Here is a 19,285-nt window from a genome sequence, read left to right as displayed (position 1 = left end):
CGCCGCCGCTGGCGGCGGTCGCCGCCAACGTCGCGACCGGCGCCGACGCGCTGATGACGGGCGGCGAGCGCGCGCGGCTCAACGCGCTGTGGCAGGCGAATGTGGCGCAGCTGTGCCGGCAGGCGCTCGACGGCCGCTATCCGCTCGTGCGCGGGTCCACGCGCGATGCCGCGCCCGACGATTTCGGCCGCCTGCTCGGCCCGGGCGGTTTGATCGACGATTTCTTCCAGAAGAACCTGGCGATGCTGGTCGATATGTCGGGGCCGCAATGGCGCTGGCGCAGCGGCGCCGAGACGCTCGGCATCCCCGTCGAAGTGCTCGGCCAGTTCCAGCGGGCGGCGCAGATTCGCGATGCGTTCTTCCGCGCGGGCGGGCGCGACGTGTCGGTGCGCTTCGAGGTGAAGCCGCTGACGATCGATCCGTCGATCACGCAGTTCACGCTCGACATCGACGGGCAGCAGATGATCGTCAAACCCGACACGCCGCAGTCGATGGTGTTCCAGTGGCCGAGCGGCAAGGGCACCGGCCAGGCGCACGTCGAGTTCACGCCGGCGGGCAACGCGCCGGCGGCGCGGGCCGACGGACCGTGGGCTCTGCTGCATCTGATGGACGACGCCCATCTGCAACCGACTTCGCAGCCCGACCGCTTCCGGTTGAGTTTCGAATCGGATGGCCGGCGCGCGGCCTTCGAACTCTCGGCCAGCAGTATCGTGAACCCGTTCCGCCGCGCCGCGCTCGAGCAGTTCCGCTGTCTGGACCGGTTATGAGCGAGGACTCATCGGCCGCGCCCGGTTTTTTCGGCAAGGTGCGCACGCATGGCGATTTCGTCGCGCGCCGCTTGCCGGCGGAGTTCATGATGCCGTGGGACGAGGGCTTGCAGAACGGCATGCTGCTCGGGCGGCAGCGCTTCGGCGCGCAGTGGCTGCCGTTGTATCTGAACGCGCCCGTGTGGTGTTTCGCGCTGGCGGCGGGCCCGTATGGCCCGCATGCCTGGGCGGGCGTGCTGACGCCGGGGGTGGACCGGGTGGGGCGCTATTTTCCGTTCACGATCGCGCAGGCCATCGAGGCCGCCGAACTCGAACGACGGCTGGCCGATGCACAGGCCTGGTATGACCGGCTGGTGGCATTGGCCCTGTCGACCCTCGCGCCGGAGTTCACGCTCGATGGTTTCGACGCGGCGGTGCGCGCCGAGCGCTGGTGCAACGAGGGGCGCGAAGCGATGCCATGGCGGCTGGCCATACCCGATGCATCCGATGCATCCGACGGCTTCGCCGCGCTGCTGGTCGAAACCGTCGCTGCGGGACGGAGCCTCTGGTGGAGCGACGGATCGCCGGCCGTGGCGCCGTCCGCGCGACGGTGCGCGGGCGCGACGAGCGGCGCGCAGTTCGCGAGTCTGCTCGACGCCGGCAGGGATGAATGGGACATGGTGACTGCATTGATTGCGCACGCGGGTGCGTAGCGATGGCATGGCCGCGTCGGCCTGGGTTGGGTGACGGGTTTCAAATTGGCTTCCCGTCATTCGTCTTTGAAGGATGAAGCTGCCCCGCAACGGGGTCCGTCCATGTTCGCCGACGGTCCGCGACGAGGCGCTGGCGGCCTCGCGGTCCGATGGCCGGTCAATTCCGCGGAGATTTCCGTATGTCACGCCTGACACATTCTGCTTCCGGAACCCGCGCGCGAGGCGCGGTTCTGGTTGCCGCGCTGTGCGCCTTGTCCTCGCTGTGCGCGGCCGCGCGAGCCGCCGAACCGGTGATGAAAGAGCAGGACATCAACGAGCAGTCGGTCACGCGGGCGCTCGAACCCGCGCAGTCCGGCGGGCCCGACGACAACATCGTGACGCGCGGCTTCGTGCTGTCGAACAAGCCGCCCTCGGGCGCGCCGCGGCCCGCGCCGGCGAAAACGCCTTCCGCGCAAATCCTCATCACGTTCGCCACCAATTCGGCCACGCTCACCGATAGCGCGAAGGCCGCGCTCGACAAGGTCGCCGGTGCCTTGCAGTCCGAGAAGCTCGCGGCCTACCGGTTTCGCGTCGAAGGGCATGCCGATCCGCGCGGTTCGGCAGATGCCAATATGAAGCTCTCGGAAGACCGTGCCGCCGCGGTGGTCGAATACCTGACGCAGAAAGACGGCATCGCCTCCGAGCGGCTGTCGTCGGTCGGCAAGGGGTCCGCCGATCCGCTGAACCGGCGCAATCCGACGGCGCCCGAGAACCGCCGCGTGACGATCGTCACGGTCACGGATTAGACACTGTCGGGAGGCCGCCGATGACGCGCTATCGCGGGTATTGCGCCCTCGCGAGACGGGCGGCGCTGCTGTTCGTGACGTTCGCCGCGTTCGCGCTTGCCGTGGACATGCACGCGCCGGCGCGTGCCGCCGATGGCCCGGACGGATCAGGCGAGTCGAGCGGATCGAACGCAGCGGGCGCGCGCTCATGGCCCGCGCTCGCCGTCGATGGCGACACCGGGGCCATCCGTCTGCCGCTGGGCCAGCTCGAAGCCGCGCTGGTGTCCGATGCGCGTCTGCAATTGTTCACCGTGACGGATCAGCCCGGACTCCATGTGATGCAGGCCGCCAGCCTCGCGCAGCAGGGCGCCATGTTTTCGCGCGTGGTGGCCTTGCTCGAGAGGCGCGACATGCCGCGCGACCGCGTGGTGTCGGCGGCGGCGCTGGTGGCTCACGCGCGGCGCTTCGGCGCCGATCCGGCGGGACTGACGGCGGGCAACAACTTCAGCACCGTCGAGCTGACGCATTTTTTCGAACTCGCGCGCGAGCAGGGCGTGGTGCTGAATCAGGGCGAGCGTACCTTGCAGGCGATTCTGGTGCGATGGCGTTTGATCCGCGAGGAGCAGGGCGTCTGGAAAGCGGCGAGTCCGCGCGATTTTCTGATCACGATTCCGGGGCTCGGTCCCGCACCGGGCGGCGAGACGATCAACGCCGCGGTCAGGGCGGCAATCCTCAGTCACGAACTGGGGCATTGGCAGTACTTCTCGAATAATGCCTACGCGCACGCATGCCGTTCGTTCTGGTGGCGGGAATTGAGCTACGAGGAACGCGCGGAGTTGACCCGGCAACTGGCGAACCTCGGCTACGATCCGAGCGACCGCATCGTGATCGACGAGATGCAGGCGTATTTGCTGCATACCCCCGCGGCTTATATGCCGATCGTCGATACGCCGGGGCCGGATGGCATCGACGTCGGCAAGGTGCGGCGGCGCTTGCAGGAGCGGGTGGCGCAAGGGGGCGAGTAAGAGGGTAAAAGCGGGGGAGTAAAAAAACGGGGAAGCAAAAGCGGGGGAGCAGAAGCGGCACGGGAGAGTAGCAACACGCCGCCGGCGCGCGGAGCGCGCGAGCAGTGCGATCCGCAAGGCCGGACCTCTCGCGACGATTGTTATGGAGTACAGCACATGGCAAGCGACACTTTTACCGCCGACGATTTCGTCGATCGATACATGAACCTCCAGGCCGGCAGCAGCGAATGGCCGACGAGCGTGTCGTTGAACAAGTACATGATCGGCGCGGACTATTCGAGCCCGAAAGCGCAGGCGCGCGCGGCGGTGCGAACGGCGGCGCTCAAGAAGCATCTCGGGCCGAAGGACAGCGCATTTGCGCGGGCCAATTGCGGCAAAGTTTCGCCGGACGACTGCGAGCATATTCTGACGCTCGCGGTCGACTCGGGCACGGTCCAGCCCGAGAATATCCAGGTATGGGCCGACCGGAATCTCGGCGTGGATTGCACGGGCTTCGTCGTGGCCTTTTACGACGCGCTCGGGATCATGGATATCGAGCGATATAGCGGCGGCGCGAGTTGCTTTACCTTTATCAACAAGGCCAAACATAACCATCGGCCGCCGGGCGAGAGCCCGCTGATCTGGGAGCTCGACGACGTGCAGCCGAGCGACATGATTCTATGGATGAACGATGCACAGGTGGAAACGCGGTCGCCGGGGCACATCGCGCTGATCTACGACGTCGATTGTCAGCAGGGCATTCTTTATACGGCGGAGTCGAATGGCGCCGATGACGGCGAAGGACACTACGGCCCGAAAATTTCAGAGCGCATCTGGAACGGCCGCAACAAGGATCGTGGGCCGCATTATCTGCAACTGGGCAAGTCTGACAAGGTCATTATCGTCCGCCCGCCGCCGATGTTCGGCTAGGCGGGAAGACCGCCGCGCCGTTCATGTTTGCGTGAGCGCTTTTTGCGTGCGGGCCGCCGGGTTCGGCGGCCACGCTACGCGGCACCGCTCATGTTTCGCCGCTTATTATGTGGCACCGTTCTGGCGCTTGACCGCCTTGGTGACCTCGTCGCGCAGCGTGAGGGTCATGCCGGTGATGATGTAGAAGCCGTTGCGCCATTCCGGGTCCAGCGCCTGCGTCGCGTCGATTTGCGCCTGGGCCCGTTCGGTCGCGGTGCCGCCTCGCGCGCTGACGCGTTCGTAATGGCAGGCGGTAAAGAACAGCATGCCATTGGTTGCACGGGCGACGATGCGCCGCGCGCCGCGATTGCGCACACCCGGCGTGGCGACCGTGTACTCGAGATACTTGCCGTTGGGGAGATCGCCGAAGCGGTTGCCGAACGACGAGCCGTCTTTCCCCGGATAAGGAAAGGGCCCATCCGAAATGATCAGGTCGATCGTGCGGCGGGCTTCGGGGGGCAGGCAATCATAGTCGATCGAAAAAAGCGCGTTCCCCATGTTGCCGCCTCGTCCGAGCATGCCTTGCTTGCGCATGCCTTGCTCTTCGAGTGCATGATCGTAGTGGGTCGTGGTGACGGGTCCGGGCATGGGCCTGATCCTCGCATGAAGGGCACAGTGGCGAAAGATGGATTGACATAGGGAAGACGATTCGTAAGTAGAAATTTTGAAGACGTTCGAGGCGCAAGATGCGCGGTGTCGTCAACGATTCGGGTTCGCCGTTTTTTTTGCCGTTTTTCTGCCTGCTTTTCTGCCTGCTTCCTGCGTTGTCTTTTGCGCGGCCTCTTGCGCCGTTTCGGCCATCCTGGTGGTCTCCTCGAAACGCCGGTTCGCTTCGGCCACTTCCGCGCGAAAGCGCTGCAACGCGCTCAGCGCGAGATCGGGCGGCGTGAGCGCGGCCCATAGCACGTCGATCAACTGATCCGCGGTCGCGTCGATATCGATCTGCCGGTTCGTCAGCGTCGCGTCCCACAGCACGTGCTCCATCGGGCCGAATACCATCGAGCGCAGCAGGCGCAGCGGCATGTCCGCGCGAATCTGTCCGCTTTGCTGGCCCTCGGCGAGCACGCGCATCAGCGGTGCGGTGTAGCGGCGCTGCAATTCGGTCAGCGCTTCGCTCAACTCGTGATGACGCGCGCGGCCTTCGGACAGCACGAGCGCGCACAGGTCCGTGCCGTTCACGAGCATCAGCCGCACATGCATGCGCACGATGAACGCGAACTGCTGGCGCACGCTGCCGTCGCGCGGCAAGCCCGCTTCGATCGCCTCGATGATCTCGTCGTACCAGTCGCCGATCACGCGCGCGCAGAGTTCGCGCTTGCCGCGAAAATAGCTGAACACGGTTGCCTCGGAAATGCCGAGGCGCTGCGCGATTTCGGCGGTCGTCGCGCGCTCGTAGCCTTTGGCGGCGAACACGTCGCGCCCGGCCTGAAGAATTTCCTTCACGCGCTGTTGCGACTTGCGCCCGGCCGGCTCGCGGCGCGAGACGGGCAATCGGGTCTTTACGGCAGCGGTCATATGAGTCGGATTCAGATTTGTGACGCCGCTTGGCGCGGAAGATAAAGGGTTGATGCCTGATTGTCGCGATACTAGCACCTAATTGGCGCCCGATGCCGGTTCGTAAATTTCTGAGTAACGCTCAAAAATACCTATTGACGCATACGTCAATCTGGCGTGAAATGCGCGTTGATACGTTTGGGCGTGCGATGCGCGTGGTTTGGGCGTGCACAGCGCGAGCCGCGCCCGGCCGCCAATGAACTCAGGAGATACCGCAATGCGCAATCTGCCCGGTTTGCAGTTCCCGCTCGGCGAAGAAATCGAAATGCTGCGTGACAGCATCGCCTCGTTCGCCGCCAAAGAAATCGCGCCGCGCGCGGCGGAAATCGATCGCACCGATCAGTTCCCGATGGACCTGTGGCGCAAGTTCGGCGACCTCGGCGTGCTCGGCATGACCGTCGCCGAGGAATACGGCGGCGCGAACATGGGCTATACCGCGCATATGGTCGCGATGGAGGAGATTTCGCGCGCGTCGGCCTCGGTGGGTCTTTCTTACGGTGCGCATTCGAATCTGTGCGTGAACCAGATTCATCGCAACGGCACGGACGCGCAGAAGCGCCAGTATCTGCCGAAGCTCGTCTCGGGCGAACACGTCGGCGCGCTCGCGATGAGCGAGCCGAACGCGGGCTCGGACGTCGTCAGCATGAAGCTGCGCGCCGAGAAGAAGGGCGACCGCTATGTGCTCAACGGCACCAAGATGTGGATCACGAACGGTCCCGATTGCGACACGCTGGTGGTCTATGCGAAGACCGATCCCGAGGCGAATTCGCGCGGCATTACCGCGTTTATCGTCGAGAAGGGCATGCAGGGTTTCTCGGTCGCGCAGAAGCTCGACAAGCTCGGCATGCGCGGCTCGCATACGGGCGAACTCGTGTTTCAGGACGTCGAGGTGCCGGAAGAAAACATTCTCGGCCAGCTCAACGGTGGCGTGAAAGTGCTGATGAGCGGCCTCGACTACGAACGTGCGGTGCTCGCGGGCGGCCCGACCGGCATCATGGTCGCGGTGATGGACGCGGTCGTGCCGTATATCCACGACCGCAGGCAGTTCGGCCAGTCGATCGGCGAATTCCAGCTGATCCAGGGCAAGGTCGCCGATCTCTATACGACGCTGCAGGCCTGTCGCGCGTATCTGTACGCGGTGGGGCGCCAGCTCGACACGCTCGGTAGCGGGCACGTGCGCCAGGTGCGCAAGGACTGCGCGGGCGTGATTCTCTATACCGCCGAAAAAGCGACGTGGATGGCCGGCGAGGCGATCCAGATTCTCGGCGGCAATGGCTATATCAATGAGTATCCGGTCGGGCGTTTGTGGCGCGATGCGAAGCTCTATGAAATCGGCGCGGGCACGAGCGAGATTCGTCGCATGCTGATCGGGCGCGAGCTGTTTGCCGAGACTTTGTGACGCAAGTGCGCATGCGTTGCGGCGTCATGGCGTCGTGCGTTGTGGCGTGCTTGTTGGCCCATAAAGTCGGCCTAAAGTCGGCCCTAAAGTCGGCCCATAAAAAGCGGCAACCTGGAGTCACTTCATGCCGATCATCGAATCCAAGCTGAACCCGCGTTCCGACGACTTTCGCGCGAACGCGGCGGCGCTCGAAGCGCTCGTCGCCGATCTGCGCGCGAAGGTCGAACTGCTGGCGCAGGGCGGCGGCCAGGCCGCGCGCGACAAGCACACGAGCCGCGGCAAGCTGCTGCCGCGCGAGCGCATTGCGCAGCTGCTCGACCCGGGTACGCCGTTCCTCGAATTCTCGCAACTGGCCGCCTACGGCATGTACAACGACGACGCGCCGGGCGCGGGCGTCATCACCGGGATTGGCCGCGTTGCCGGGCAGGAGTGCGTGATCGTCTGCAACGACGCGACGGTCAAGGGCGGCACCTACTATCCGGTCACCGTCAAGAAGCATGTACGCGCGCAGGAAATCGCCAGCGAGAACCGCTTGCCGTGCGTGTATCTGGTCGATTCGGGCGGCGCGAATCTGCCGAATCAGGACGACGTGTTCCCCGATCGCGACCACTTCGGCCGCATCTTCTACAACCAGGCGAATCTGTCGGCGGCCGGCATTCCGCAGATCGCGGTCGTGATGGGTTCGTGCACGGCGGGCGGCGCCTACGTGCCGGCGATGAGCGACGAGTCGATCATCGTGAAGAACCAGGGGACGATTTTTCTCGGCGGCCCGCCGCTCGTGAAGGCGGCGACCGGCGAAGTGGTCAGCGCCGAGGACCTCGGCGGCGGCGACGTGCATACGCGTCTTTCGGGTGTCGTCGATCATCTCGCGCAGAACGACGCGCATGCGCTTGCGATCGCGCGCAGCATCGTCGGCAATCTGAATCGCGTGAAGCCGGTGCCGCTCGTGTTGCAGGAGCCGAAGCCGCCGCGTCATGACGTGAAGAGTATCTACGGCGTGATTCCGGTCGATACGAGAAAGCCTTTCGATATCCGCGAGGTAATTGCGCGCATCGTCGACGACTCGGCCTTCGACGAATTCAAGGCCCGCTACGGCACGACGCTCGTGTGCGGTTTCGCGCATATCTGGGGACATCCGGTCGGCATCGTCGCGAACAACGGCATCCTGTTTTCGGAGTCGGCGCTCAAGGGCACGCATTTCATCGAGCTGTGCTGCCAGCGCAAGATTCCGCTCGTGTTCCTGCAGAACATCACGGGCTTCATGGTCGGGCGCAAATACGAAAACGAAGGCATCGCGAGAAACGGCGCGAAGATGGTGACGGCCGTGGCGACGGCGAAGGTGCCGAAGTTCACGGTCATCATCGGCGGTTCGTTCGGCGCGGGCAACTACGGCATGTGCGGCCGCGCGTATTCGCCGCGTTTTCTGTGGATGTGGCCGAACGCGCGCATCTCGGTGATGGGCGGCGAGCAGGCCGCGTCGGTGCTGGCCACGGTCAAGCGCGACGGCATCGAGAGCCGGGGCGGCGCGTGGAGCGCCGAAGAGGAAGAGGCGTTCAAGCAGCCGATTCGCGAGCAATACGAGCATCAGGGGCACCCGTACTATGCAAGCGCGCGTCTGTGGGACGACGGCGTGATCGATCCGGCGCAAACGCGCGACGTGCTCGGTCTCGGCCTCTCGGCCGCGATGAACGCGCCGATCGAAGACACGCGCTTCGGCGTGTTCAGAATGTGATGTCGCGCCACGACGCGATGGTGCGGGAAAGCCCGGTAAAGGAGCACAACGCATGCAATACGAAACGCTGAAGTTCGAAGTGGCCGGCCAGGTCGCGACGCTCATGCTGAATCGCCCGGACGTGCGCAACGCGTTCAACGAAACGATGATCGCCGAACTGACCTCGGCATTCACCGCACTCGATGCGCGCGACGACGTGCGCGCGGTCGTGCTGGCCGCGAACGGCAAGGCGTTCTGCGCGGGCGCCGACCTGAACTGGATGAAGCAGATGGCCGGCTATTCGGACGACGAGAACCGCGCCGATGCGATGCGGCTCGCGAACATGCTGGCGGCCGTGTACCGCTGCAACAAGCCGGTGATCGCGCGCGTGCAGGGCGACGCCTACGCGGGCGGCATGGGCCTGATCTCGGCCTGCGATATCGTCGTCGCGGTGGACAGCGCGCATTTCTGCCTCTCCGAAGCGCGGCTCGGCCTGATTCCGGCCACGATCGCGCCCTACGTGATTCGCGCGCTCGGCGAGCAGGCGGCGCGGCGCTATTTCGTCACGGCCGAAGCGTTCGACTGCGCGACCGCGTGGCGTCTCGGTCTGGTCAGCGAAGCGGTGAGCGCGGCGCAACTCGACGCGAGCGTCGCGCAACTCGCGCAAACGCTGTGCGCGAACGGACCGCAAGCAGTGCGCGCCTGCAAGCGGCTCGTGCAGGACGTCGCGGGCCGCGAACTGAACGACGCGCTGATCGAAGACACCGCCGCGCGCATCGCGCGCACACGCGCCGGCGCGGAAGGCCGCGAAGGCATCGCGTCGTTCCTCGACAAGCGCGCGCCGTCCTGGCGCGGCTGACACAGCAACCCGGCGCCGAACCGCACACTTCATCGAGACACTCATGTTCAACAAGATCCTGATTGCCAACCGGGGCGAGATTGCCTGCCGCGTCGCCGCGACCTGCAAGCGGCTCGGCATCGCGAGCGTGGCCGTCTATTCCGACGCGGACGCCAACGCGAAACACGTCGCCGCCTGCGACGAAGCGGTGCATATCGGCGGCTCGACGGCGGCGGAAAGTTATCTGCGCATCGAGCGCATCATCGAGGCCGTGCGCGCGACCGGCGCGCAGGCCGTGCATCCGGGCTACGGTTTTTTGTCGGAGAACGAAGATTTCGCGCATGCCTGCGAAGCGGCCGGCATCGTCTTTATCGGGCCGCCGGTCGGGGCGATTGCCGCGATGGGTTCGAAGGCCGCCGCGAAAGCGCTGATGCACGCGGCCGCGGTGCCGCTCGTGCCCGGCTATCACGGCGACGATCAGGACCCGCGGCTCTTGCAGCGCGAAGCGGATGCGATCGGCTATCCGGTGCTGTTGAAGGCGAGCGCGGGCGGCGGCGGCAAGGGCATGCGCGTGGTCGAGCGCAGCGCGGATTTCGCGGCCGCATTGCTGTCGTGCAAGCGCGAGGCGGCGAGCAGTTTCGGCAACGATCGCGTGCTGATCGAAAAGTATCTGACGCGGCCGCGTCACGTCGAAGTGCAGGTGTTCGCGGACCGGCACGGCGGCGCGGTCTATCTGTTCGATCGCGACTGCTCGGTGCAGCGGCGTCATCAGAAGGTGCTCGAGGAAGCGCCGGCACCGGGTCTTGCCGCCGACATCAAACGCGCAATGGGCGAAGCGGCCGTGGCCGCCGCGCGCGCGGTCGACTACGTCGGCGCGGGCACGGTCGAATTCATCATGACCGGCAGCGGCGAGTTCTATTTCATGGAGATGAACACGCGCCTGCAGGTCGAGCATCCGGTCACGGAGATGGTGACGGGGCAGGACCTCGTCGAATGGCAATTGCGCGTGGCCGCGGGCGAGGCGCTGCCGCTCGCGCAGCCGCAACTGAAGCTCGACGGCCACGCGATCGAAGCGCGCATCTATGCCGAGCATCCGGCGCGCGGCTTCCTGCCGTCCACGGGCACGCTCAGGCATCTGCGCATGCCCGAGGGCGTCGAGTTCGCGATCGACGCGGCCGGTCTCGGCGAGCCTGGCCGCAAGGCGCCGGTGCGCATCGACAGCGGCGTGCGCGAGGGCGATACGATCACGCCGTTCTACGATCCGATGATCGCGAAGCTGATCGTGCACGGCGCGACGCGCGAGGAAGCATTGGCGCGTCTCGCGCGTGCGTTGCATGCGTGCGAGGTCGTCGGGCCGCATACGAACGTCGAGTTCCTGCAGCGCATCGTCGCGAGCGAGCCGTTCGCGAGCGGCGATCTCGACACGGGCTTGATCGAGCGTCATCACGATGCGCTGTTCGCGCCGGTAAAAAAGCCCTTCAGGGAAGCACTCGCGCTCGCCTGCGCGGCGCTGCTCACGCGCGAGGGCGGCATCGCGCACGGTGCGTCGCCGTGGGATGCGCTGTCGCATTGGCGGCTCAATAGCGGCTATACGCAGACGCTCGGCTGGCGCGCGCTCGACGACGGCGGCCAGCACGCAGGCAGCGAGGCGTTCACGGTCGGGTTCGCGCGCGACGGCGGCACGCAAACGCTCGAACACGACGGCGTGCGCGAAAGCTTTACGTGGTCGGCCGGCGCGGGCGCGCACGAATTCCGCGCGACGCTCGGCGACGCGCGCGTGACGGGCCGCGTGTTCGTCGACGGCGACACGTTCCATGTGTTCTGTTATGGCGAGGCGCTTGCGTTCGAATGGCAGAACCTGCTCGCGCATGCCGCCGACGCCGAAGGCGGCGAAGGACGTCTGACCGCGCCGATGCCGGGCAAGGTGATCGCGGTGCTGGTCGAGGCGGGAGCGGTGGTCGAGAAGGGCGCGCCGCTGATCGTCATGGAAGCGATGAAGATGGAGCACACGATCGGTGCGCCGGCGGCCGGCACGGTCGCCGAAGTGCTGTATGCGGTCGGCGATCAGGTGGACGATGGCGCGCAGCTTCTGGTGCTCGACGTGCAGCAGTAAGCGCGCACCTGGGAGAAACGCTTAAAGCAAGGCGAGTGTAAGAAGCGGCGCCGCGCGCTTCGCTTTCGCGCGGGCCGCTGCGTGCGGTGACACTGTGCCTAATGTCTGACCAAACGGAATTCGTCGAGATCGAGCCGTACCGATTCGGTCGGCACGAACTTCCATCTCTGCGCGGCAACCGAAAGAATTTCCTGCTGCGCATCCTCGAATGCGACGAGCAGGTCCTGCTTGCGCCGGCTCGCCGCGCCGCAGAACTTCACGAGCGCATCGGCGCTGACCTCGAAAATCTGCGCGCGATCGTCGCAGCACACGCGGAACGCGACTGTCGCGCATTCCGTGACACAGGGCCGGAACCCTTCATCGACATAGACCGACATGGCGAACTCCTTCGGACGCCTGAATCGACAGGATGACAAACCGCGCCTGCCTGGTCTGTGGGTGAACCGGCATTGACGGCGAAATGCCCGGCGCCGCGTTACGCGCGACGACCGGCTGCTAGTGAAAGATTGCCAGAAGCTGGCTCGGCGTGCAGAGCGCGCACAGCCGATTTTTGCTCAGAGGATGCTTAAAAAATTCGCCGTGAAGTGAGCGCTGAATCGCGCCCGCGCCATGCATGGGCCGCACATGGGCCACGGAGATGGCGCCCGGCATGATTTCGTTCGCACGGACTTCGGCAAACTTCATTCTGCGCCGAAGTCATTTCATTATGATTATTCGCGCGGCCGGTGCACAGGACGGTGTCACGACGGCGTCATGCTATGTCTGTTTTCGGTCAGGCTTCGGCACGGCGCGCGGTGGCCGTCCGCATCACCGCGCGAAAACGTCGGCCCGTTATCGGGCGGTTCGTTACAGGTTCTTCGCCGCAACGAGCGCGCGTCGTGCCCATTCCTCGTAGCCGAGCGCGGGGATGCGAAAGTCATTGGGCAGTTCGATGGAGACCGGCAGGCCGGCGGGCGTGCTCGACAACAACGCCTTCAGGTCGATGCCCCCTTCGCCCGGCAGCAAACGTTCGTGACGCGCGGTATGGATCACGCTGTCCATCGTCGGCGGAATGCCGGCCGGGCAATCGCATAGCTGGAGATAGTGCAGCAGATCGCCGGGTAGCGCCCGCAGGTCGTCGAGCGACGTATTGGAGCGTTCGAAGTGCACCGCGTCGATCAGGATGCCGGCATTGGCCGGCCGGCCCGCGAGCTTGACGATGCGCTGCGCGTCGGCGGCATTGCGGACCGTCGACCAGGGCATGAATTCCAGATCGGCATTGAGCCCGAACGGCCTGGCCGCCTCGCAGAACCTCGCATAGGAATCGGCGAGGCGCTGCTCGTCGGGATCGCCGCCACCGACGAGAATGCTGCGGGCGCCGAGTTCGGCCGCCGTTTCCAGAAAGCTGCTGTAGTGGTCGACCGAAAACGTTCCGTACAGCCACACGATCTCGACGTCGAATACCTGCACGCCGGTGTCGCGCATGCAGGCGAGCGTCTCGCGCAACATGTCGCGATCGTTCATCAGCGGGTAGGCCGGGGCGCCGGGCAGCGCGGGAATCAGGCGCAGGCCGACGCAGTCGTAGCCGGTGCGGGCGGCAACGCGTATCGCATCCGCGGGGGCGAGATGCAATACCGTGAGGTGGGCTAAGGAATACTGTCTTTCCATGATGTCCAGTCGATACCTGAAGTCTGCGAGGGTCGGCACGTGCCATGACGTAGCATGGCGCGATGCCACGCTACGCCACGCGATCGTGCCGGCTCAATCGGCTGCGTTCGTGATGGCCGCGCCGCGCGGCAGGAAGAGGAACAGCAAGGCGCCGAGGAACGTCGTGAACGCCAGCGCAACCGTGCCAAGGTCGGCGGAACCGAACAGCGATACCGTGATCGAGCGGATATTGGGCGCGAAGAACCCACCTAGGTTGCCGATCGCGTTGACGGCGGCAATGCCGGCGACGGCCGACATCCCGCCGAGATATTTGGTCAGCGACTGCCAGAAGATCGGCTGCGATCCATACAGGCCCGCGAGCGAGAAGCACAGCGCGGCCACCGCCAGCGTCGGCGAATGCGAGAGCGATCCGAGCAGGCCGATGGCGGCCGCCACGAGGCCGGCGGCGCCCCACCAGCGGCTGCGCTGGTATTTGTTGGCGAGCGAGGGCAATACCAGCACGGCGATCAGCGCGCAGAACCACGGCAATGCCACGATCACGCCGACCAGTGCGCCGGTGTTTTGTCCAATGAGCTTCGCGACCTGCGAGGGCATGAAAAACTGGATCACGGTATTGGTCATCACGATCAGAATGTACGTGATGATGAAGCGCAGCAGTCCGACGTCGCGCAGGCAGGCCAGTATGCTGTGCGGGCCCGCCGCGATCTTTTTGCGTTCCTCTTCCTCGATGGCCGCCGTCAGTGCGTTGCGTTCGCGCTGATCGAGCCACGGTGCGTTTTGCGGTTTGTCGCTGAGATAGAAAAACGCCCAGATGCCGACCACGACCGAGGCGAGCCCCTCGATGACGAACATCCACTGGTACGCCTCAAGACCGAGATGCGCACCGATGCCGAGAATCGCGCTGGAGATCGGCGCGCCGATGACGAACGAGAGCGGTGTGCCGCAATAGAACAGCGCGATGATCGGCAGACGCCATTTCGCCGGGAACCAGAAAGTCAGGAACAGGACCATGCCGGGGAAGAACCCGGCTTCGGCCGCGCCCAGCAGGAGCCGCTGGAGATAGAACGAGACGTTGCCGTTGATGAAGGCCGCGCCGGTGGAGATGATGCCCCAGGTGACCATGATCCGGCACATCCAGATCTTCGCGCCGAAACGGTTGAGGCCGAGATTGCTCGGTACTTCGAAGAGAAAATACGTGATGAAAAACAGCCCGGCGCCGAAGGCATAAGAGGCGTCGCTGATGCCCGTCGCGTCCTGCAGATGCGCTTTGGCGAAGCCGACGTTGACCCGGTCGATGAACGCGAGGACGAACATCAGCAGCAGGAACGGCACCAGCCTGTTTCTAGCCTTGACGACCGCGCGCTCGAGGGTTTGGGCCTGCTGCATCGCATCGTCGGCAAACGATCCGACATTGACGTCTGACATATGCTGTCTCCTGAATTGTCATGGGCCTGGGTGTGCGGCATGCCGCAGCGCAAGACCCGGCTCGCGACGCGGCATGGCCGTGCATCGGCATGGGCCTGGAATTAATGAGTCTTGCTAAAGGAAAAAACCAAGTCGTACGGCTCGAAGCGGCAGTCGTGACGCGTCAACGCCTGGGCGGCGTCGGTCGCCCGGTTCAGCGAGGCGTCGTCCAGTGCCTCGACCGCCATGACGCTGTTGAAGATGCCTTCCGTGCCCGTGCGCATCGACTTTTCGCGGGTGGCGATCGAGGTGGCATCCGGCGCGACGGTCATGACCCACGTCTGCGTCACGCGATCGAGGGCCGCGATCGCGTCGAGCGCTTCCTGCGTGACCGCGGCGGGCAACCTGTCGAAGCGTGCGATCGCGAGGCGCGAACCGAAAGCGCCGGGCTGGCCCGCACGCACGATCGTCGTGCCGCCGCCGCGACGAAACTGCCCGAGGTGAGGCATGACGCTCTGGGTCCACGGCGTCGGATTGTTCAGTCGTTCGATATATCCCTCGCTCGCCATGACGGCGGCGTTCTCCAGCGTGTACACGATCACGTATTCCGACGGGGCGCTGTCGCGCCGGCGGTACGCGCGGCCCGAGAGAAAACCCGGCACCCCGACCCGTTCGAATATGTGCTCGCGCGTGAGCCAGTGCAGATAATCGGTTTCGAACGGCTCCTGAACGGTGCTCCATATTGCGAGTAGTCCGTGGGTGCTGGCGGTCATGGGGTTTTCCTCCTGGTGGCCTGATGTGCGGGTGACGAAGACGCGCCGGACGCGCATGTCGCGCTCGCGGTTCACGCCTTTACATGCGTCGCATATTATGGAAGTGACTTCCACTTTGCAAGTTGTTTCCGAGAATTGAGGGTATTCCCCGAAGCGCGCGGGAGATGCGGGCGGTCATGGAATCAATCTGTCACATGGCGCGGATATCATCGAAATTTCCGAAAAAATTCGGTCAATCGACCGAAAAAACAGATCAAACGCGCCATGACCCTGATACAGATTCGCGCCTTTCTCGCCGTCGTCCAGTACGGCGGCTTCACGGCGGCCGCCAAGGCGCTGTCGACCAGTCAGACCACGATCACCTCGCAAATCCAGGCGATCGAGCAGGAATACGCGGTGCAGCTGTTTCACCGGCGTGGCCGGCGCGTCGATCTATCGAGCGTCGGTCTGGAATTCCTGACCATCGCGCGGCAGATGGCGAGCCTCGAAGGGGACGCGAGTTCGCTGCTGCGCGACAGCGGCGAACTCGTGCACGGCACGTTGAAGATCGGCGCGGTGGGGCCGTATCACATCATCGACATGATCGAGGCCTATCACGAGTTGCGCCCGGCGATGAACCTGTCGGTGACGCTCGGCAATTCGGAAGAGGTGCTGCGCGACCTCGACAACTACGTGTGCGACGTCGGCGTGCTGGCGGTGTGCGATGTCGGCGCGATTGCGAGCGCGCTCGAAAACGAGCACTTTTATATGCAGCCGTACGCGCGTTATCCCGTGATCGCCTGCGTGAACGCGGCGCATCCGCTCGCGCAACGCGACGAGATCGATTTGCGGGAACTGGCCGAAGTGCCGCTGCTGATGCGCGAACAGGGTTCGACCACGCGCCGGGCGCTGGAAGACGCGCTCGACAAGATCGGCCTGAAGGCGCGCATCTCGATGGAGATCGGCAGCCGCGAAGCGCTGCGCGAATCGATTGCGCGCGGTCTCGGCGTCGGCACCATGTCGGAGTCGGAATACATTCCCGACGGGCGGCTGCACAAGGTCAGGATCAAGGGCAACCCCATCACGACGCATATTCATGTCTGCTGTCTGCGCGAACGGCAGGACACGCCGCTGGTTACCTCGTTTTTCGAAGCGGTAGGGCGTTGCCAGCCGGCCTCGTGAGACCCGGCGCGCAGGCAAAGTGCGCAGTCCTTTCCTGTAAAGCTATTCCAATTTGGAAAGAACTTCGACATACTATTTCGTACGCTTTTATCCGCTTGACCATTGAGGAGAGGATTCGTCGTGAGCGCCATCATCGAGCGGACCTTCCGCATCCTTGAAGAGCTTTCCCTTTATCCGGCCGGCCGCACGCTGTCGGAGTTGTCGGTTGCCGCGAATGCGCCGCTATCGGCCACTCATCGCCTGCTCGCCGATCTCATGGAAGAAGGCTACGTGCGCCGGGACGAGCGGCACGATGAATTCACGCTGACGATGCAGGTGGTGTCGCTCGGTCTGCGCTTTCTCAGCGCGGGCGGCATCACGGACATTGCGCAGCCCACGCTGGAGCGCCTCGCGGCGCAGAGCGGCGAACTGGTTCGCCTCGCGCTGCTGGACGAAGATCAGCTCGTCTACGTCGCCAAGGCGCAGGGCGCGACGCAAGGCCTGCGCTACGACCCGGAGATGGGCGCGCCCGTGCGTATCTGGTGCAGCGCGGCGGGCTATGCATGGCTCGCGACGAAGTCGGAAGACGATGCGATCCGCCTGCTCGGCAAGCAGGGCTTGCCCAATCCCGCCAATTTCGGGCCCGCGGCGCCGACCACGATCAAGGCCGTGCTGACTCACGTCAAGGCGGCGAAGAAACGCGGCTTCGCGATCACGACCAACGTCTTCCTGCCCGCGATGAATTCGATGGCGACCTGCGTGCGCGATCCGCGCGGCGAGATTCTCGGCACGCTCATCATCGCCGGGCCGATGACGCGGCTGACCGAGGCGCGCATGGAAGAACTGGGCGCCGCGTTGCAACTGGCCGCGGACGAGCTCGGCCGCAACAGCAGCGTGTCGCCGGTCTTCAAGCGGCAGACAGAACGGCTCGCGTCGGCCTAGCGTACGCGAGCGTGTTGCGGCTTCGCTCAGTCGATGCGCGAGGCGTCGCCGGCGAATTCCACCCGACAGCCGAAGCCGCCGTGAAATAGCGCTTACGTTGCGTCCTCTGACGCGCTGTTCGCGGCGATTTGTGCCGCGTGGTGTTCGGCGTCGTCCTCGGGCGCGTAGCCGAGCAGACGCACGTTGGCGTTGCTCCAGCGATTGCGCGCATTGCCGGATACCCCATATACGACCACGAAGTGATAGTCGGGCGCATCGATGCAACGTTGCGCAAGCTGCACCATGTCGCGATGGCTGATCCAGGTGGATAGATGGCGCGGCGCGGCAGGCTCGTCATCGGGGCGAAACGAGCCTATGCGCATGCACGCGACCGACAGGCCGTACTTGTCCGCATAGAGGCGCCCGAGCGCCTCGCCGAACACTTTCGACACGCCGTAGCGGCTGTCCGGACGCGGCGCGACCGTGTCGTCGATCAGGCGGTCGCGGCGGTGGAAACCGACCGCGTGATTGGAGCTCGCGAACACGACGCGCTTCACGCCCGCGCGCCGGGCCGCCTCGAATACGTTGTAGCAACCGTCGATATTCATGTCGCGGATTTTTTCCCACGTGCTTTCGTCCGGGATGCCCGCGAGGTGGACGACCGTATCGATGCCGTCCATCAGCGGCAGCAGCGAGTCGAGCCGGGTGATGTCCGCCGTGACGACTTCCTCGCGGCACCGGCGGCGGCTTGCGGCGCGATGTCAGCGAGGCGCAGGCGATATCGTCCTTGCAGGCCGGCGCGCAAAACCTTGCCGATCTGACCGGCCGAGCCCGTGATCAAAACGCGTTTCATACCGTGTCTCCGTGGATGCGAAGTTCCGAAAATGCCGTGCGTTCTCGAGGGCGCAGGCCGGCACGGCGCGTATCGAGGCCGCGCCTCCGTGTTGCGATGTCAGTCCCGCTACGCGAGACATATTCCGTGATAGCTAGAGCGATGCATGTATTGGGCGGCCTGTTCCTGCGCTTCCTCGATCACGATTCCGGCCTCTCTCAGCAGCGTATCGATACGCGCGAAGACGGCAAGCGCCGTCGCCTCGCTTTCATCGGCGACAAGGCATATTGTCCCGCTTGCGACAGCTTCGGCCAAATCACTTACGGGGCAGGCGTAAGCGACCGGCATCGCCTGATTGACAACGTGAACGGCGGGCGGCGTCAAGCGGTCGGCGGCGATATCGTCCTTTGCAAATGCGCCAACCGTCCGAGAATCATCGCGATCTATGGCACAAGCTGGAGAATTACCGACCGGGGCGAGGAAGACACGACTAGAGGGCCAATCGCGCCTGCGGCCGCCGTCAATCACTGGATCAGTTTCACTTTAACTGAGTTGGGAAACTTCGATGGGCTGCGTTGCGTAGCGCATTTCGCGGACGGGTCGAGTGAGTACGGGACATTTGACGCAAGCAACGTTGTTCGATTCGAGCGTGCCGACAATGGAAATGCTTGCACCCGCATCAAACTATTGCCGCGCGACAGCGCGGGCGCGTCCGGGTCTGTAACAGAATCAATTCCCTCAGCAATCGCGAGGTAAG

Annotated in this window: 20 protein-coding genes; 12 read left to right on the top strand and 8 right to left on the bottom strand. The window is 64.8% G+C overall.

The features are described from left to right. The 5 genes from F3J20_RS28780 to F3J20_RS28760 form a co-directional block, all read left to right on the top strand. Positions 1-767, top strand: a 767-nt coding sequence (locus F3J20_RS28780) for a type VI secretion IcmF C-terminal domain-containing protein (protein ID WP_275691493.1), incomplete at its 5' end; no start/stop codon positions are given. Further along, positions 764-1,459: a type VI secretion system-associated protein TagF gene (gene tagF / locus F3J20_RS28775; protein WP_167285546.1), complete on the top strand. Its 696-nt coding sequence runs from the start codon at positions 764-766 to the stop codon at positions 1,457-1,459. The genes F3J20_RS28780 and tagF, both read left to right, overlap by 4 nt. 179 nt (positions 1,460-1,638) lie before the next feature. Then, the gene (locus tag F3J20_RS28770) at positions 1,639-2,244 is read left to right on the top strand and encodes an OmpA family protein (RefSeq protein ID WP_167285545.1); all 606 of its coding nucleotides are present in this window, start codon (positions 1,639-1,641) and stop codon (positions 2,242-2,244) included. 20 nt (positions 2,245-2,264) lie between these two features. Further along, the gene (locus F3J20_RS28765) at positions 2,265-3,248 is read left to right on the top strand and encodes a hypothetical protein (RefSeq protein WP_167285544.1); all 984 of its coding nucleotides are present in this window, start codon (positions 2,265-2,267) and stop codon (positions 3,246-3,248) included. A gap of 156 nt (positions 3,249-3,404) precedes the next feature. Beyond that, entirely contained in the window at positions 3,405-4,157 is a 753-nt protein-coding gene (locus tag F3J20_RS28760) for a hypothetical protein (protein WP_167285543.1), read from the top strand. Between the two features lie 105 nt (positions 4,158-4,262). Here the strand turns inward: F3J20_RS28760 and F3J20_RS28755 are convergent, their stop codons facing one another. Continuing rightward, a complete protein-coding gene (locus F3J20_RS28755) occupies positions 4,263-4,784 on the bottom strand; it encodes a ribonuclease domain-containing protein (protein ID WP_205192678.1) in 522 nt (173 codons plus the stop codon). A 111-nt stretch (positions 4,785-4,895) separates the two neighbouring features. Beyond that, positions 4,896-5,711 carry a TetR/AcrR family transcriptional regulator gene (locus F3J20_RS28750; RefSeq protein WP_240162942.1) on the bottom strand — a complete coding sequence of 272 codons (816 nt, stop codon included), beginning with the start codon at positions 5,709-5,711 and terminating at the stop codon, positions 4,896-4,898. Between the two features lie 256 nt (positions 5,712-5,967). On the opposite strand from F3J20_RS28750, the gene F3J20_RS28745 reads away from it, so the two are divergent. From F3J20_RS28745 to F3J20_RS28730, 4 genes are all read left to right on the top strand, one after another. After that, the gene (locus F3J20_RS28745; RefSeq protein ID WP_167039884.1) at positions 5,968-7,149 is read left to right on the top strand and encodes an isovaleryl-CoA dehydrogenase; all 1,182 of its coding nucleotides are present in this window, start codon (positions 5,968-5,970) and stop codon (positions 7,147-7,149) included. A gap of 124 nt (positions 7,150-7,273) precedes the next feature. Next, a complete protein-coding gene (locus F3J20_RS28740) occupies positions 7,274-8,881 on the top strand; it encodes a carboxyl transferase domain-containing protein (RefSeq protein WP_167285542.1) in 1,608 nt (535 codons plus the stop codon). A 52-nt stretch (positions 8,882-8,933) separates the two neighbouring features. Further along, positions 8,934-9,719, top strand: a complete 786-nt coding sequence (locus tag F3J20_RS28735; RefSeq protein WP_167285541.1) for an enoyl-CoA hydratase/isomerase family protein — start codon at positions 8,934-8,936, stop codon at positions 9,717-9,719. Positions 9,720-9,762: 43 nt separating this feature from the next. Next, entirely contained in the window at positions 9,763-11,811 is a 2,049-nt protein-coding gene (locus F3J20_RS28730; protein WP_167285540.1) for an acetyl/propionyl/methylcrotonyl-CoA carboxylase subunit alpha, read from the top strand. A gap of 98 nt (positions 11,812-11,909) precedes the next feature. On the opposite strand, the gene F3J20_RS28725 is transcribed toward F3J20_RS28730, so the two are convergent. From F3J20_RS28725 to F3J20_RS28705, 5 genes are all read right to left on the bottom strand, one after another. Then, positions 11,910-12,188: a DUF1488 family protein gene (locus F3J20_RS28725; protein ID WP_167039890.1), complete on the bottom strand. Its 279-nt coding sequence runs from the start codon at positions 12,186-12,188 to the stop codon at positions 11,910-11,912. 118 nt (positions 12,189-12,306) lie between these two features. Then, the gene (locus tag F3J20_RS28720; RefSeq protein ID WP_167039891.1) at positions 12,307-12,495 is read right to left on the bottom strand and encodes a hypothetical protein; all 189 of its coding nucleotides are present in this window, start codon (positions 12,493-12,495) and stop codon (positions 12,307-12,309) included. A 162-nt stretch (positions 12,496-12,657) separates the two neighbouring features. Next, positions 12,658-13,458 carry a sugar phosphate isomerase/epimerase gene (locus F3J20_RS28715; RefSeq protein ID WP_167039892.1) on the bottom strand — a complete coding sequence of 267 codons (801 nt, stop codon included), beginning with the start codon at positions 13,456-13,458 and terminating at the stop codon, positions 12,658-12,660. A gap of 93 nt (positions 13,459-13,551) precedes the next feature. Further along, on the bottom strand, positions 13,552-14,883 hold the full coding sequence (locus tag F3J20_RS28710; protein WP_240158831.1) for an MFS transporter: 1,332 nt from the start codon (positions 14,881-14,883) through the stop codon (positions 13,552-13,554). 101 nt (positions 14,884-14,984) lie between these two features. Beyond that, the gene (locus tag F3J20_RS28705) at positions 14,985-15,635 is read right to left on the bottom strand and encodes a DUF4286 family protein (protein WP_167039893.1); all 651 of its coding nucleotides are present in this window, start codon (positions 15,633-15,635) and stop codon (positions 14,985-14,987) included. 264 nt (positions 15,636-15,899) lie between these two features. Here F3J20_RS28705 and F3J20_RS28700 point away from each other — a divergent pair, with 264 nt between their 5' ends. Both F3J20_RS28700 and F3J20_RS28695 read left to right on the top strand, forming a co-directional pair. After that, complete coding sequence (locus F3J20_RS28700) at positions 15,900-16,796, top strand: LysR substrate-binding domain-containing protein (protein WP_167039894.1); 897 nt, start codon at positions 15,900-15,902, stop codon at positions 16,794-16,796. A 120-nt stretch (positions 16,797-16,916) separates the two neighbouring features. After that, positions 16,917-17,717 (top strand): IclR family transcriptional regulator, encoded by an 801-nt coding sequence (locus F3J20_RS28695; RefSeq protein WP_167039895.1) that lies wholly within the window; start codon positions 16,917-16,919, stop codon positions 17,715-17,717. A 92-nt stretch (positions 17,718-17,809) separates the two neighbouring features. Here the strand turns inward: F3J20_RS28695 and F3J20_RS28690 are convergent, their stop codons facing one another. Then, positions 17,810-18,379: an NAD(P)-dependent oxidoreductase gene (locus tag F3J20_RS28690; protein WP_345889941.1), complete on the bottom strand. Its 570-nt coding sequence runs from the start codon at positions 18,377-18,379 to the stop codon at positions 17,810-17,812. 320 nt (positions 18,380-18,699) lie between these two features. On the opposite strand from F3J20_RS28690, the gene F3J20_RS28685 reads away from it, so the two are divergent. Beyond that, complete coding sequence (locus F3J20_RS28685) at positions 18,700-19,284, top strand: hypothetical protein (RefSeq protein ID WP_167285539.1); 585 nt, start codon at positions 18,700-18,702, stop codon at positions 19,282-19,284. Position 19,285 lies beyond the last annotated feature (1 nt).

It is taken from the genome of Paraburkholderia sp. Cy-641, assembly GCF_011752945.1.
Classification (GTDB): Bacteria; Pseudomonadota; Gammaproteobacteria; order Burkholderiales; family Burkholderiaceae; genus Paraburkholderia.
The sequence above is the reverse complement of the archived record's forward strand: the minus strand, read 5'-3'. Positions and strand labels throughout refer to the sequence as shown.

Coding starts and splice junctions, on each gene's coding strand:
- F3J20_RS28765 (WP_167285544.1), top strand. CDS start 2,265: ATGACGCGCTATCGCGGGTATTGCGCCCTCGCGAGACGGGCGGCGCTG.
- F3J20_RS28745 (WP_167039884.1), top strand. CDS start 5,968: ATGCGCAATCTGCCCGGTTTGCAGTTCCCGCTCGGCGAAGAAATCGAA.
- F3J20_RS28715 (WP_167039892.1), bottom strand. CDS start 13,458: ATGGAAAGACAGTATTCCTTAGCCCACCTCACGGTATTGCATCTCGCC.
- F3J20_RS28730 (WP_167285540.1), top strand. CDS start 9,763: ATGTTCAACAAGATCCTGATTGCCAACCGGGGCGAGATTGCCTGCCGC.
- F3J20_RS28760 (WP_167285543.1), top strand. CDS start 3,405: ATGGCAAGCGACACTTTTACCGCCGACGATTTCGTCGATCGATACATG.
- F3J20_RS28750 (WP_240162942.1), bottom strand. CDS start 5,711: ATGACCGCTGCCGTAAAGACCCGATTGCCCGTCTCGCGCCGCGAGCCG.
- F3J20_RS28720 (WP_167039891.1), bottom strand. CDS start 12,495: ATGAAGTTTGCCGAAGTCCGTGCGAACGAAATCATGCCGGGCGCCATC.
- F3J20_RS28770 (WP_167285545.1), top strand. CDS start 1,639: ATGTCACGCCTGACACATTCTGCTTCCGGAACCCGCGCGCGAGGCGCG.
- F3J20_RS28710 (WP_240158831.1), bottom strand. CDS start 14,883: ATGTCAGACGTCAATGTCGGATCGTTTGCCGACGATGCGATGCAGCAG.
- F3J20_RS28700 (WP_167039894.1), top strand. CDS start 15,900: ATGACCCTGATACAGATTCGCGCCTTTCTCGCCGTCGTCCAGTACGGC.
- F3J20_RS28740 (WP_167285542.1), top strand. CDS start 7,274: ATGCCGATCATCGAATCCAAGCTGAACCCGCGTTCCGACGACTTTCGC.
- tagF (WP_167285546.1), top strand. CDS start 764: ATGAGCGAGGACTCATCGGCCGCGCCCGGTTTTTTCGGCAAGGTGCGC.
- F3J20_RS28725 (WP_167039890.1), bottom strand. CDS start 12,188: ATGTCGGTCTATGTCGATGAAGGGTTCCGGCCCTGTGTCACGGAATGC.
- F3J20_RS28755 (WP_205192678.1), bottom strand. CDS start 4,784: ATGCCCGGACCCGTCACCACGACCCACTACGATCATGCACTCGAAGAG.
- F3J20_RS28705 (WP_167039893.1), bottom strand. CDS start 15,635: ATGACCGCCAGCACCCACGGACTACTCGCAATATGGAGCACCGTTCAG.
- F3J20_RS28735 (WP_167285541.1), top strand. CDS start 8,934: ATGCAATACGAAACGCTGAAGTTCGAAGTGGCCGGCCAGGTCGCGACG.